Raw genomic sequence first — 12,926 nt, forward strand, 5'->3', positions numbered from 1 at the left:
TGTCGGGCGTGGACGCGAGACAACTGTGGTTGAGGTTCGAGCCCTACCACGACGTCACGTACTTCACGCCCGAATCCCGCGCGGCGACCGACGCGCTGGGTTGCAAGGGCGGATGGATGGGCTACTTCGGCATGCGCGCCGCACCTCTGGGCGCCGCGTCGCCGGAGCTGGTGACGGCGGTCTTCTACAACTTCGCGCCGCGCATGGTCTCCCGTGCGCTGCCGGACGCGTGGGCGGTCGCCTCACCGTCCGAGTACCTGAGGGTTCGGCTGGCAGGCGCGGACGGTGCGTTGCGTCGTCTGCTGGGCTCGGTGGACACGCCCGAAATCGCCGAGGCGGCCTCGCTGGCTCGTGTCGCGGCTCTGGCGGCGCCTCTCGCCGGGCGTCCGTTGGCCGCGGCGAACCGTGCGTTGCCGTGGCCCGTCGAGCCTCACCTGGAGCTGTGGCACGCCTGCACGATCCTGCGCGAAGCACGCGGTGATGGTCATGTCGCCGCGCTGGTGGCCGCCGGCGTGGGACCGCGCCAAGCGCTTGCGCTCTATGCGCGTGAGCATTCCCTCGATCCGGCATACATGCGCACCGCGCGTGGTTGGACTGTCGAAGAATGGGAAGCAGTGGAGGGAATGCCCGGCGACCTTCCTTCGGTGGAACGTGCCACTGATATGGCCGCTCTAGCTCCGTGGGAAGCGCTGGGTGCAGTTGGTACGTCGCGGTTCATCGACCTGATGACACCGCTAGCTCTACGCATCGCCTCAGCCAACGAGGCGATGCGCGTCAACCCGATGGCCCTGGACCCGGTCCGGGAACTAGCCGTGCCAGGATGGAACACGTGACAAGGCCTGATCCTCGCAAGACCGCCGCACTGTCCGCCGCGCTCTCGGGCGCCGTCGATCTGGGCGCCCTGAAGGCCCGCGCCGACGCCGCCCGCACCGCCGCCGCCACGCCGGCTGCTCCCGCTGGTGCTTCCGCGCCCGACAACGGCTCTGTGCCGTGGATCGTGGACGTCACCGAGGCCTCTTTCCAGGCCGTGGTCGAGCAGTCCCTGCAGGTGCCCGTCGTGGTGCTGCTGGGTGCTTCCTACAGTCCTGAGTCGCAGCAGCTGGCCGCGTCCTTGACCCGGTTCGCCTCGGCTTCCGGTGGGTCCTGGATTCTTGCCCGCGTTGATCTGGAGTCGTCGCCTCGGATCGGGCAGGCGTTCGGGGTGCAGTCCGTGCCCACGACTGTCGCCGTTGCCGCTGGTCAGCCCATTGACGCATTTGCCGGGCCCATTGCCGACGCTGAGTTGTCGCAGTGGATTGCCCGGTTGCTGGATGCCTTGCGAGAGCGGCTTCCTGGGATTCGGGCTGGGGAGGCTCGGGCTGGGTCTCCTGTTGTCGCTGAAGAGGACGTTGTCGAGGATCCTCGGATCGTTGCGGCTGAGGAAGCCTTTGAGCGTGGCGACTATGTTGCCGCTCAGGGGTATTACTCGGAGATTCTCGCTTCTGAGCCTGGCAATGAGCTGGCCAAGGAAGGGCTTGCCCAGGCTCGGTTCGCTGAGCGGGCTGAGGCTGTTGATCCTGCGGTGATCGGGAAGGCTGATTCCGCGCCTGAGGATGTCGACGCTCAGTTGGCCGCTGCTGATGCCGAGGTTGCCGGGCAGATGGTCGACGAGGCGTTTTCTCGGCTTGTTGCGACTGTTCGGCGGGTTTATGGGGACGATCGGGATCGGGTTCGGTCGCATTTGGTCGGGTTGTTCGAGTTGTTCCCCGCTGATGATGCTCGGGTTGCTGCGGCTCGGCGGAATTTGGCTTCTGCGTTGTACTGATCTTGTCGGACCTGCTGAGTAGGTTGAGTTGTAGGGGTTCCCGGATCGGGGGGACGCCTGCGTTAGCGTTGGGTTTCGCCGGTTTCGTGCGTTCCCTGGCTTGTGGGCCTGCGGCTTTGCGGGGTGGTCACCTTGCGGGCGGCCGGCTTGCGGTTGCGTGCTTCCCTCTGGGGGCTCTGCCCCCAGACCCCCGGCAATCTGATCGGGGGAGGGCGCCGTGGGTGGGTTGATGGCACGCCTGTTGGGTTGGGCGGCTGCGCGTTGCTTTGAGGGTTGCGTTGGCGGTGTGTCCCGTCACGAGCCGCACCAAGAGCGGGCCACATGCAAGGAGGGGTGTCAAGCGGACGAAAAGCGTGTCCGCTTGACACCCCTCCTTGCATGCAGCAAGAGCTGTGGCGCGACTCGTGACGGGACCCACCGCCTGGCCCGTTCGGTAAAGACGGCTCGCCTTCGGCTTCGCTGGTGAGTGGGCGTTGTTATGGGCGCCTTCGTTCCAAAAGGACTGTGTCTCGCCATTCGTCGTGGTGTTTGGCGATTCGTTCTCGTACGCCCACTGTTCGGAAGCCTGCTTTGTGGTGCAGGGCGATGCTTGCTCGGTTCTCCGGGAAGATCACTGCTTGGAGGGTCCAGAGGTCGTCTGCGTCTGCTGACGTGACCTGGTGGTGCAGCAGGGTTTTGCCCACGCCCTTGCCCTGGGAGGCGTCGGCCACGTAGATCGAGGTTTCCACCACGCCCGCGTAGCACTCGCGTGCCGATACCGGGGTGGCTGCTGCCCAGCCTGCGATTGTGCCGTCCACCTCGGCTATCCAGCGGTGGTCTGGTAGCCACTTGGATTCCAGGGTTCTGCGGGACGGGACTTCGGTTTCGAACGTCGCGTTGCCTGAGGCTATGCCTTCGCCGTAGATGCGGCGGACGTCTGACCAGTCGGCTGTGGTCATGGGGCGGATGGTCACGCCTGGCATGGGGCGGACCGTGCCTGTGGGCAGGGTGCCCATGACCGCGTCCGCTGCCTGGGGGAGGCCCGTGCAGCAGGCCGGGTTGACTGTGACGAGGGTGGTTGTGCCTTCGCGCTGGACGTGGAGGAAGCCGACCTCTGCCAGTTTGCGGACGTGGTGTGAGCAGGTGGACTGGCTCACGCCCAGCAGGGTGGTCAGTTCGCCGACGGTGACTGGAACCGAGGCTGAGGCCACGTGGTGGAGCAGGCGGACTCGGGTCGGGTCGGACAGCGTCGAGAACCATGAGGCGTAGGTCGTGGCTTCATCGGTTAGCACCGGGCAAGTATCGACGGTGGTCGATGGAAGAATCAAACTGAATACTTTTTGACGCAGAACGAGAGGCCTCGGAAGAAGCCGTCGCCGAACGCTTCCACTCGGGCGAAGCCCGAGGGGACGGCTTTGCCGTTCACGTCCGCTGCGATGAGGCTGTCGTCGGCCAGGAGTTCTGCCACCGCCTCGTCTAGGTCTCCTGGGGACAGGCGCAGGCCCGCTGCCGCGTCCGGGCGGTTCGTCAGGCCTGCCCAGGCTCCTGTCAGGCAGGCGGTGCGCTGGCCTGCCGCGTCGTCGTCCAGCTTGAAGCCTGTGGCGTGCTGGATGGAGAGGGAGAAGCGGGAGGCGATGACGGCGAACGCCGCGAAGTCGCCGATTCCGCCCTTCGAGCCCCTCTTCGGGGGTGTGCCGATCTTCACCAGTGACGGGAGGTCGAGCTGGAGTTGGTTGACGGCCGGGCAGTAGGAGGCCGGGGACGTGGTCTGGGCGTCCGCGCAGGGCTTGATGCCGGCCTTGTCGAAGGCCGGGAAGGCCGCGCCGCTCGTCTTGTAGGCGTCGCGGAGGGACTCTTCGAGGGCCCTGAGGTACTTGTCCTCGTCGATCTTGGCGTTGCCGCGGCCCTGGCCCTGGTCGGTGTCGGAGAGGTCGAAGGGGCGTTCGGTGATGCGCTTGGCGATCTCGGCCTCGTTGATCTCGGCGCAGCGGGCCGCGCCTCGGGTGAAGCCGAACTGGAAGGCCGAGACTCGGTCGAACGCGCTGCCGTGGGCGCCCTGCTTCTCGAACGACGTGCCGGCGCTGTCGCGGATGAAGAACATCGTCTGCAGGACCTGGTTGAGGCCCTCGCCGGTGGAGAGTTCGAAGTGCTTCGACTTGTTCTCGGCGATCCAGCGCATGAAGACGCCGGTGTAGCAGTCGGCCTGCTGCTCCTTGACGATCGACGGGGTGTTGGCACCGATGTTGGAGGCCGGGCCGAGCTTGTACTGGACGGCGTGGCCCATCTCGTGCGCGAGGACCGTCACGACGGCCATCGGGCCGAACGAGTCCTTGAGCATCGGGAGGAGTTCGCCGCGGTCCCAGGTGATGCTGTCGTCGAGGGCGCAGTAGAACGCGTTCGCTATGCCGGTGGTGTTGAGCTTGCAGACCTCGACGCCCTTGCCGTTGGAGTCGTAGGAGATCACGCGCTTCACCGGCTCGAAGGTCTTGCCGGGGAACGAGTTCGGGAACTCGCCCTTCCAGAACTCCTGCACGTCGGCGAGGGTGTTGATCGCGAGGCGGTCCATCTCGCCGCCGTCGCCGTTCTCCACGCTCAGGTCCGCGTCGGGCACACCTGCCTTGGGGCCGGACGGGCCGTTGGAGATCTCCAGGCCCGCGACCTTGGACGGGTCGGGGCGCTCGCCCTTCGGTTCGCCCTCGACCACGGAAGCGCACGCGGTCAAGGCTGCGGTCACGGCCAGCGCGACGGCGATTCGTCCGAATCCCATGAGGTCAGACCCTACTAAGCGCGTTGTGGGCTGTTCGGCGAGGACCCTGCGGCCAAACGTGAAACTCTCTCACCCCCTGGGGTGATTCCAAGACTGCGCGGACTCGTTTTCGTTGTCTCGCATCGGTTTTGAGGCGCACTCTCCCTCCGAGGCAAGCCTTCAGCGTGGAAGGAGTTCGGCGGTATGGGTAGAACGCGCTGGGCACGGTTCGTCGGGGTGCTCGGTATCGGTGTCGTCGGCGCCGGTGCCCTCCTCTTCGGCATGTCCCAGGGAGCGCTGGCCGCATCGTTCGCGGTGTCCGGCACTAATTTCAAGGTCTCCGCCGACAACTTGACGGGCCAGGGATTCGTCCAGTTCGGCGGCGTGGACGCGGGTGCGGGCAAGGTGCACGTCGTCGCGGTCAGCGGGTTCAAGACGGCAAGGCTCGACAAGTTCTGCCAGTCGGTGTTCGTCCCGGGCATGCCGATCGTCGGTGACGTGACGATGCGCATCACCGCGGACAGCGTGGGCGGCATGTCCGCCGACAACCTGGTCGTCAACCTCACGGACCTCAACGGTGACCTGGTCCTCGGCAACCCCGAGATCGGCGTCGACGCGAGCAAGGTGACGAAGGGACCGGAGAACCTCAGGGGTCTGCCGGGGTCGTTCGGTCTGCAGGCTGACACGGCGAACATCACCTCGCTGCAGCAGACCGCCTGGGCCACCACGGCCCAGACCATCAGGTTCAAGGGCATGAACCTGACGATTCGCCAGGGGAAGCAAGAGTGCTTCTGACGGTCTGGCACGGCTTCACCGCGTGGCGACGTGGCCGGCCCTTCTGGGCCGGCCTGTTCGTGGCCGCGGGCGCACTCATCATCCTGTTCCCGCCGTTCGTCGGCGTGAAGCTCGGCGACATGGTCATCTCGATCAAGACGATCGGTGGCGTCTCCGCGCTGCTGATCGGCGCGTTGCTGGCGATCTGCGCGGTCTCGTTGTGGCTGCAGCCCAAGTTCCGGCTCGCGGCCGGCCTCGTCACGGTGCTGTTGTCGCTGGTCGCGCTCGTCGTGACCAACCTCGGCGGCTTCCTGGCCGGAACCGTTCTGAGTCTGCTCGGCGGCGCGCTCGCCGTGGCGTGGACCGACGAACCCAAGAAGCCGAAGGAGGCGAAGGGGTCGAAGAAGGCGAGGCGTGAGAACGCTGCCGTGGAACCAGAGCTAGCGCCGGAGACGACCCAAAGGGTTCAACCCACATGATGCGAACACAGCCGCTGGCCGCCGTCGCGATGGTCGCGGTGCTGGCGCTGCAACCGCCGTCGAGCACCGAGCCACCGCCGTCGTCGACCCCCGGCAGCAGCTCACCGGCCCCGACCAGCACCACGTCGGAGCCGCCCCCGTCGAGCACCAGCTCCACCCCGCCGCCGACGTCGTCGTCCGTGCCGGTCCAGCCGCCCAGCACGGAGCCGACTTCGACGCCGGCGCCCCCGCCACCGGCCCCTGCCCCGGTGGCGGCCGGAGGGCGTGAGTGGACCCTGACGGCGTCGCGGCTCGACCTCGGCGGTCTCAACTTCGTCGGGGTCGTCGACGCGCTGGTCGGCGGGCAGATCGTCAAGGTCCTGAAGTTCACGGCCAACGACATGAAGATCAAGGACCTGGTGCAGTCCGGCGAGATCTCGCCGGGCGTCAGGCTGGTCACGGCGGCACGGCCGGGAAGCACGTCCACGGTGTCACCGGGGCGCATCGAGCTGTACACGGTGCAGCTCAAGGGCAACCTGGACCTGCTCGGGATCAAGATCCCGGTGAACTACACGGCCGCGCACCCGCCGCCGTTGAACGTGCCGTTCGTGACCTTCACCGAGGTCACGGTGCGCAACACGGATCTGATCGGCGGCACGCTGAAGATCCCGGGCGCACGGATCTCGGTCGTGTCCGACCAGGCACCGGTCGAAAGACGCTGAAGCCCGCACCTGGCCCTGAGCCGGTGCGGGCTTCCGCTTGTCCTCAGAACCTCAGACGCCGCACTTCTTCGCGCCCTCGAACACGCCCTCGCGGAACCGCGCCACGCGCTCGAAGCCGGGATCCACGGGGTTGCCGCCCTTGGCGTCCCTGGCCGCGTAGTCGAACTGGAGCAGCACGGTCACGGCCTCGTCGAAGTCGCCCGGCGAGAGCCCGAACCCGTCCTGCCGCTGGAACACCGCGCCCGTGTACGCCCCGGCCAGGCACAGCGCCGCCGCGGAGGCGCCCTCGCCCTCGGTCGGCTTGCCGAACACGGCCAGTTCGGCCATCGCGTACCTGGACGCGATCAGCGTGCCCGTCGCGTAGTCGCCGAGCTCCTTGTGCAGGGCCGGCAGCTCGTCCTTGGTGTCGATCTTGATGGTCTTGTCCGACGGGCAGTACGCGACCGGACCCTGGTCGCCGGAGCAGTTCGGCTCGGACTGGGCGGCCTCCGCGCGCGGCGACGGCCAGGTCTTGCCCCCGGTCGTGGCCAGGTTCTTGAAGAAGCCGTCGAGGTCGGGCGTGACGGACTCGAGCATCTCCGAGAACGGCAGGTTGCCGCCGTTCGCACGGTCCTTGACGCTGGTGAACGCGCGCTGCGTGAACTGGCGGTTCTGCACCGACATGGCCGCGCAGAACTTCGTGCCCTGCTCGTAGCCGTCCTGGAACGCCGCCACGCGGTCGAACGCGCTGCCGTGCGCCTGCTCGTCCTCCGGGGAGGTGCCCACCGGGTCGCGGAACGTGATCAGCGCGCCCAGGGCCTTGTCCAGGGCGTCCGCGTTGATGTCCAGACGCGGCGACTTGCCGTCCGTCACGTTGCGGACGAACGAGCCGGCGAAGCAGTCGGCCTGCGCCTCGGTGAGGATCGTCGGGTACTTCTCCGGCTCACGGCGCTCGGCCTCCGGCGTGATGCCCATGCGGTTCTGCACCGCGTGGCCGATCTCGTGCGCGAGCACCACGACCACGGCGGCCTCGCCGAAGCGGTCCTGCAACACCGGCAGCAGGGACGCCCTGTCCCAGGCGATCGCGTCGGCGGCCGGGCAGTAGAACGCGTTGCCCTCCACGTCGGCGGCCTTCTGCGTGCACGGTGGCGGCTTCGCGGTGGCGTCGGCCGTGTCGACCGAGAAGTAACCGCCGCTCAGCGGCTTCCACGGCTTGTTGAAGGTCGACTGGAACGAGTCGGACCAGAACTCGTCGATGTCGGTGAGCGCGGTGGCGGCCAGCTTGTCGATCGCGCCGTTGTCCGTGCCGCGGATCTGGATCGTGGGGTTGGAGGCTTCCTTCTTCACCACCTTCGCCGCACGCGGGCGCCCTGGGATCTCGGCGGTGCAGCCCACCGCGAGCAGGGCGATGGCGACGATCAGCGCGATGCTCCGGTGCCGCATGAACCCATTGTGCCTGCCGGCCGGCTTCATGGGCGTCCTAGTCGTCCAAGTCAGGCGCATACAAGGGGCAACGTGCGCCGGGCTGATCAGGTTCACCGTGTTGGAGTCACCCGATCGACCCAGCGCCGCCACTCCAGGTCAGTCGGTTTCGGCCGCCGGATCCGGGACCAGCCACAGCACACCGGACGGCGGCAGCTGAAGCAGCGCGGAGTACGGCCGCCCGTGCCACGGCCTGGCCTCGGCCTCGACGCCACCGAGGTTGCCCACACCGGAACCGCCGTAGTGCGCGGCGTCGGTGTTCACGAGCTCCTTCCAGCGTCCAGACGTTGGCAGGCCGACGCGGTAGTCGTGGTGCGGCGACCCGGAGAAGTTCGCCACGCAGGCGAGCGTCGAGCCGTCCTCACCGATCCGCAGGAACGACAGCACGTTGCCCGCCGAGTCGTTCGCGTCGATCCACTGGAACCCCTCCGGCGTGACGTCGTGCGAGAACAACGCCGCCGCCGTCTTGTACACCGAGTTCAGGTCCCGCGTCAGTGCCTGGATGCCCTGGTGCAGCGGTTCCTGCTCGACCAGGTGCCAGTCGAGCGACCGCGACTCCGACCACTCCTGGCGCTGCCCGAACTCACCACCCATGAACAGCAGCTGCTTGCCCGGATGCGCCCACATGAACGCCAGCAGCGACCGAACGCCGGCGGCCTTGTTCCAGTCGTCACCCGGCATCCGCTCCCACAGCGAGCCCTTGCCGTGCACCACCTCGTCGTGCGAGAGCGGCAGCACGAAGTTCTCACTCCACGCGTACACCAGCGAGAACGTCATCTCGTTGTGGTGGAACGAGCGGTGGATCGGCTCGCGCGACAGGTAGTGCAGCGAGTCGTGCATCCAGCCCATGTTCCACTTGAAGCCGAACCCGAGCCCGCCCAGATGCGTCGGCCGCGTGACGCCCGGCCACGCCGTCGACTCCTCGGCGATCATGACCACGCCGGGGTGCCGCCGGTACACGGTCGCGTTCAGCTCCTGCAGGAACCGCACCGCGTCGAGGTTCTCCCGGCCACCGAACTCGTTGGGCAGCCACTGACCCTCGGGCCGTGAGTAGTCGAGGTAGAGCATCGACGCGACGGCGTCCACGCGCAGACCGTCGAGGTGGAACTCCTCGATCCAGTACAGCGCGTTCGCCACGAGGAAGTTCCGGACCTCGTTGCGCCCGAAGTCGAAGACGTACGTGCCCCAGTCGAGCTGCTCACCACGGCGCGGGTCGGCGTGCTCGTACAGCGGCGTGCCGTCGAACTTCGCGAGCGCCCAGGCGTCCTTCGGGAAGTGCGCGGGCACCCAGTCGACCAGCACGCCGATGCCGCGCTGGTGCAACGTGTCCACGAAGTACCGGAAGTCGTCCGGCGACCCGAACCGCGAGGTCGGCGCGTAGTACGAGGTGACCTGGTAGCCCCACGAACCACCGAACGGGTGCTCGGCCACCGGCAGCATCTCGATGTGCGTGAAGCCCATGTCCTCGCAGTAGTCCGCGAGTTCCGTGGCCAGCTCCCGATACCCGAGACCCGGCTTCCACGAGCCGAGATGCACCTCGTAGGTCGACATCGGCGCGTTCGCCCACTGCGTGGCCTCGCGCCGGGCCTCCCACTCCGCGTCCTGCCACTGGTACTCGGACCGCGTCACGACCGAGGCCGTCTGCGGCGGAACCTCCGTCGCGAACGCCATCGGGTCGGCCTTCTCGTGCCAGATGCCGTCCTGGCCGAGGATGCGGAACTTGTACCGCGAGCCCACCACGACGTTCGGCAGGAACACTTCCCAGACACCGCTGGAACCCATGGAGCGCAACGGGTTCGCGCGCCCGTCCCAGCCGTCGAAGTCACCGGTCACGCGCACACCGCGCGCGTTCGGCGCCCACACGGCGAACGAGATGCCGGTGACGTCCCCGGACGCCGTTTCGTAGGAACGGACGTGCGCGCCGAGGACGTCCCAGAGCCGTTCGTGCCGGCCCTCGCCGATCAGGTGCAGGTCCAGCTCGCCCACGGTCGGCAGCCACCGGTACGGGTCGTCGACCTCGACCGCCGGACCACCGTTGTACTTCACCAGCAGCCGGTAGTCGCCGGGCACCTCCGGCAGCTCGCCCTCGAACAGGGCGTCGGCGATGCGCGGCAGCTCGACCTGCTTGTCGCCCCACGCCACGGAGACCGAGGTCGCGCCGGGCCGAAGAGCCCGTGCGATGACCTGGTCGCCCACGGCGTGCACACCCAGCACCGAGTGCGGGTCGTGGTGCGCACCTGACAGGAGTCGGTCCAGGTCGGCCTTCACGGCTTACTCTCCTCCAGAAGTCATCCGGGCGATCGACGACAGCGGAACCGTCAACCACTCCGGCCTGTTGGCGTGCTCGTAGGCGACCTCGTAGACCGCCTTGTCCAGCTCGAACGCGCGCAGCAGGTGCGCGTGGTCCCGCGGGTCGTCCGCCACCTCGGCGTAGCCGTCGCAGAACGCCGCCCGGTTGCGCTTGGTCCACTCCATCGCGCGGTAGGCGAGCTGGTCGTCATCGGGCTGGCCGATGAGCAGCTGCCGGGCCGCGTAGTCGAACGACCTCAGCATCCCCGCCACGTCGCGCAACGGCGACCGCAGCGCGAGACGGTCCTCGACCTTGGCCGCGGGCTCGCCCTCGAAGTCGATCAGCAACCAGCCGTGCACGGTCCGCAGCACCTGCCCGAGGTGCAGGTCGCCGTGGATGTGCTGGATCGGGATGGCGCCGATGTGCTCGCGGGCCTCCTCGAACGCGGCGCGCAACGGCTCCTCGTGGCGGCCCAGTTCCGGCACCGCCTCCAGCACGACGCCGAGACGCCGTTGCATGCCGGCGATGGCGCGCGAGATGGCCTCGTCGTCGGCGATCTGGGTGCCCAACGCCTCGGCCAGGTCGGCGTGCACCTTCGCGACCGCGTGGCCGAGTCGTTGCGCCTCACCGGCGAAGTCGCCGCCGACCTCGAACGCGTGCAGGTCGGCCTCGGCCATCAGGTCGCGCACCGAGGTCTTGGCCATGTCCCAGCCCTCGACCGCGTCCGGCAGGAACTCCTGCAGCATCGCGAGGGTGACCTGCTCGCCGTTCAGCTCGGTCGAGATCGCGCCCAGCGGCAGCGCGATGTGCTCGCAGCCGACCGAACGCAACGCGCGGTGCATCGTGAGGTCGCGGTTCTCGCCGTTCGCGAGCTTGCGGAAGATCTTCAGGATGTACTGCTGGCCGTAGATCAGCGACGTGTTGGACTGCTCGACGCCGATCGGCCGTCCGCGCAGGCCCGAGCGCAGTTCGGTGCCGGGTTCGTGCGCGAAGGTGATGCCGTCCACCTCGTGCCCGGTCGCGATCCGGTCGAGCAGCACGCCGTTGTGCTCGGGGTCGAGCAGTACGTCCCAGGCGCCGGTGCTCAGGCTCAGCGCGCCCTGGTACTGCTCGGTGCGGCCCGGCTGTTCGACCTCGAAGATCACGTGCACCAGGTCGCCGTCCACCACCGTCGTCCTCAGTGGACGGACGGCCGTGATCGGCTTGTCCTTGCCGCCGAACCACCTGGCGGCCGGGAGCAGATCGGGCAGTGAGGCGACCAGCTTCTCGACTAGTTCGTGGGGGTCGGTCACAACGGCCTCCGGTGAAAGTCCCAGCCCTTGAACAAGGGAGAGATCCGGTCTCTGTCAGGCGTCTCCGGACGGAGCCGCGTCGGCCCAGTCGCACGCCTCGCCGCCCACCAGCCCATTGTCTTGCACGCCATTGTGCTCCCGGGATGTTGTGTTGCATGCGGACGGCGTACAAGTGCCGCGCCTACCCGACTCCCGACCAAGCCGCAGCCTTGAACCGTGTTTTCGGGTGTGTGCGTCTGGCGTGGAACAAGACGCTGAGCGAGCGTCAGCTGCGCTACCGAACCGAGGGTGTACGCACCTCGTACAGGGAAACCGACTGCGCTCTGACAGCATGGAAGCGCACCGAGGAACTCGCGTTCCTGTCGGAAGTGTCCTCCGTGCCCTTGCAGCAGACTCTGCGTCACCAACACACCGCGTTTGTGAACTTCTTCGCCGGACGAACCCGTTACCCGCGATTCAAGTCCCGCGTCGGACGTCAAAGCGCGCACTACACCCGCTCGGCGTTCCGGATGCGTGACGGAGTGCTGACGCTGGCCAGAACCAGCTCGCCACTGCGTTTCGTCTGGTCCTTCGACCTGGACGCCGCCACACCGGACCCCACGATGGTCGTGATTTCCCGTGAGCCGGATGGCCGCTGGTACGTGACGTTCACCGTGGACGCCGCGACGGTCGCGCCAACGGCTCCCACTGGCCACGCCGTCGGCGTGGATCTCGGGTTGACCAGCTTCTTGGTGACCAGTGACGGGGAGCGTGTCGCCAATCCGGCGCACCTGGCCCGCAAAGCGCGAAAACTCGCTCGCTACCAACGCCGATTGGCCCGGTGCCGGGAAGGTAGCCGCAATCGCCGCAAAGCCAAGCTCAAGGTCGCTCGTGCACACCGCAAGGTCCGTCACGCGCGCGAAGACTTCCTGCACCGCACCACCACAGGACTTGTGCGCTCGGCAGACATGATCGCGATCGAGGACCTGGCGGTGCGGAACATGATCCGCAATCGCAGCCTCGCTCGAGCCATCTCCGATGCGGGATGGGGCGAATTCCGCAGACAGTTGCAGTACAAGTGCGCCCGTGCCGGTCGGACGTTGGTTGTGATCGACCGTTGGTACCCGTCCAGCAAGACGTGCTCGACCTGTGGGCATCGGCTCGCTGAGCTGAAGCTTTCCACCCGGCACTGGACGTGTCCGGACTGCCGCACCCGGCACGACCGGGACCTCAACGCGGCGAAGAACATCCTTGCGGCTGGTCGAGCCGTAGCCCGAGGCAACTCGGGCGATGCCTGCGGAGCTGATGTCAGACGGCAAGGGTCCTCCTTTCCGCGATCGGCAGTGAAACAGGAAGCCCGCGCCGTGAGGCGCAGTCCGTAGGGACTACCCGCCGCAAGGCGGGCGGGAACCTCGTCCTCG

Annotated in this window: 11 protein-coding genes; 6 read left to right on the forward strand and 5 right to left on the reverse strand. The window is 67.6% G+C overall.

Annotation, left to right across the window (positions count from 1 at the left end; genetic code table 11):
* Positions 1 to 8: 8 nt before the first annotated feature.
* Together BM417_RS14330 and BM417_RS14335 are read left to right on the forward strand one after the other, a co-directional pair.
* Positions 9 to 833, forward strand: a complete 825-nt coding sequence (locus BM417_RS14330) for an SCO6745 family protein (RefSeq protein ID WP_093593747.1) — start codon at positions 9 to 11, stop codon at positions 831 to 833.
* Positions 830 to 1,804 carry a tetratricopeptide repeat protein gene (locus BM417_RS14335; protein ID WP_218164467.1) on the forward strand — a complete coding sequence of 325 codons (975 nt, stop codon included), beginning with the start codon at positions 830 to 832 and terminating at the stop codon, positions 1,802 to 1,804. Before BM417_RS14330 ends, BM417_RS14335 begins: the two co-directional genes overlap by 4 nt.
* Positions 1,805 to 2,280: 476 nt before the next feature.
* Here the strand turns inward: BM417_RS14335 and BM417_RS14340 are convergent, their stop codons facing one another.
* Complete coding sequence (locus tag BM417_RS14340) at positions 2,281 to 3,075, reverse strand: helix-turn-helix domain-containing GNAT family N-acetyltransferase (protein ID WP_245821912.1); 795 nt, start codon at positions 3,073 to 3,075, stop codon at positions 2,281 to 2,283.
* 32 nt (positions 3,076 to 3,107) lie between these two features.
* Positions 3,108 to 4,550, reverse strand: coding sequence for a neutral zinc metallopeptidase (locus BM417_RS14345; protein ID WP_093592899.1), 1,443 nt, complete (start codon positions 4,548 to 4,550; stop codon positions 3,108 to 3,110).
* 183 nt (positions 4,551 to 4,733) lie between these two features.
* Here BM417_RS14345 and BM417_RS14350 point away from each other — a divergent pair, with 183 nt between their 5' ends.
* The 3 genes from BM417_RS14350 to BM417_RS14360 are packed head-to-tail and all read left to right on the forward strand — an operon-like array spanning position 4,734 to position 6,483.
* On the forward strand, positions 4,734 to 5,324 hold the full coding sequence (locus BM417_RS14350; RefSeq protein WP_093592902.1) for a DUF6230 family protein: 591 nt from the start codon (positions 4,734 to 4,736) through the stop codon (positions 5,322 to 5,324).
* On the forward strand, positions 5,315 to 5,782 hold the full coding sequence (locus BM417_RS14355; RefSeq protein ID WP_093592906.1) for a DUF6114 domain-containing protein: 468 nt from the start codon (positions 5,315 to 5,317) through the stop codon (positions 5,780 to 5,782). Before BM417_RS14350 ends, BM417_RS14355 begins: the two co-directional genes overlap by 10 nt.
* Complete coding sequence (locus tag BM417_RS14360) at positions 5,779 to 6,483, forward strand: hypothetical protein (RefSeq protein ID WP_093592909.1); 705 nt, start codon at positions 5,779 to 5,781, stop codon at positions 6,481 to 6,483. Before BM417_RS14355 ends, BM417_RS14360 begins: the two co-directional genes overlap by 4 nt.
* Before the next feature lie 51 nt (positions 6,484 to 6,534).
* Here the strand turns inward: BM417_RS14360 and BM417_RS14365 are convergent, their stop codons facing one another.
* From BM417_RS14365 to BM417_RS14375, 3 genes are all read right to left on the reverse strand, one after another.
* Complete coding sequence (locus BM417_RS14365; protein ID WP_093593750.1) at positions 6,535 to 7,905, reverse strand: neutral zinc metallopeptidase; 1,371 nt, start codon at positions 7,903 to 7,905, stop codon at positions 6,535 to 6,537.
* Positions 7,906 to 8,043: 138 nt separating this feature from the next.
* The gene (glgB, locus tag BM417_RS14370) at positions 8,044 to 10,212 is read right to left on the reverse strand and encodes a 1,4-alpha-glucan branching protein GlgB (RefSeq protein ID WP_093592912.1); all 2,169 of its coding nucleotides are present in this window, start codon (positions 10,210 to 10,212) and stop codon (positions 8,044 to 8,046) included.
* Positions 10,213 to 10,215: 3 nt separating this feature from the next.
* Positions 10,216 to 11,526 carry an aminoglycoside phosphotransferase gene (locus BM417_RS14375; RefSeq protein WP_093592915.1) on the reverse strand — a complete coding sequence of 437 codons (1,311 nt, stop codon included), beginning with the start codon at positions 11,524 to 11,526 and terminating at the stop codon, positions 10,216 to 10,218.
* A 155-nt stretch (positions 11,527 to 11,681) separates the two neighbouring features.
* Here BM417_RS14375 and BM417_RS14380 point away from each other — a divergent pair, with 155 nt between their 5' ends.
* Positions 11,682 to 12,887 (forward strand): RNA-guided endonuclease InsQ/TnpB family protein, encoded by a 1,206-nt coding sequence (locus BM417_RS14380; protein ID WP_093592918.1) that lies wholly within the window; start codon positions 11,682 to 11,684, stop codon positions 12,885 to 12,887.
* Positions 12,888 to 12,926 lie beyond the last annotated feature (39 nt).

Source organism: Lentzea waywayandensis (assembly GCF_900115955.1).
Classification (GTDB): Bacteria; Actinomycetota; Actinomycetes; order Mycobacteriales; family Pseudonocardiaceae; genus Lentzea; species Lentzea waywayandensis.

Excerpts from the sequence above, each read along its gene's own strand:
- BM417_RS14350 (WP_093592902.1), top strand. The coding sequence starts at position 4,734 with ATGGGTAGAACGCGCTGGGCACGGTTCGTCGGGGTGCTCGGTATCGGT.
- BM417_RS14360 (WP_093592909.1), top strand. The coding sequence starts at position 5,779 with ATGATGCGAACACAGCCGCTGGCCGCCGTCGCGATGGTCGCGGTGCTG.
- BM417_RS14380 (WP_093592918.1), top strand. The coding sequence starts at position 11,682 with ATGCGGACGGCGTACAAGTGCCGCGCCTACCCGACTCCCGACCAAGCC.
- BM417_RS14345 (WP_093592899.1), bottom strand. The coding sequence starts at position 4,550 with ATGGGATTCGGACGAATCGCCGTCGCGCTGGCCGTGACCGCAGCCTTG.
- BM417_RS14365 (WP_093593750.1), bottom strand. The coding sequence starts at position 7,905 with ATGCGGCACCGGAGCATCGCGCTGATCGTCGCCATCGCCCTGCTCGCG.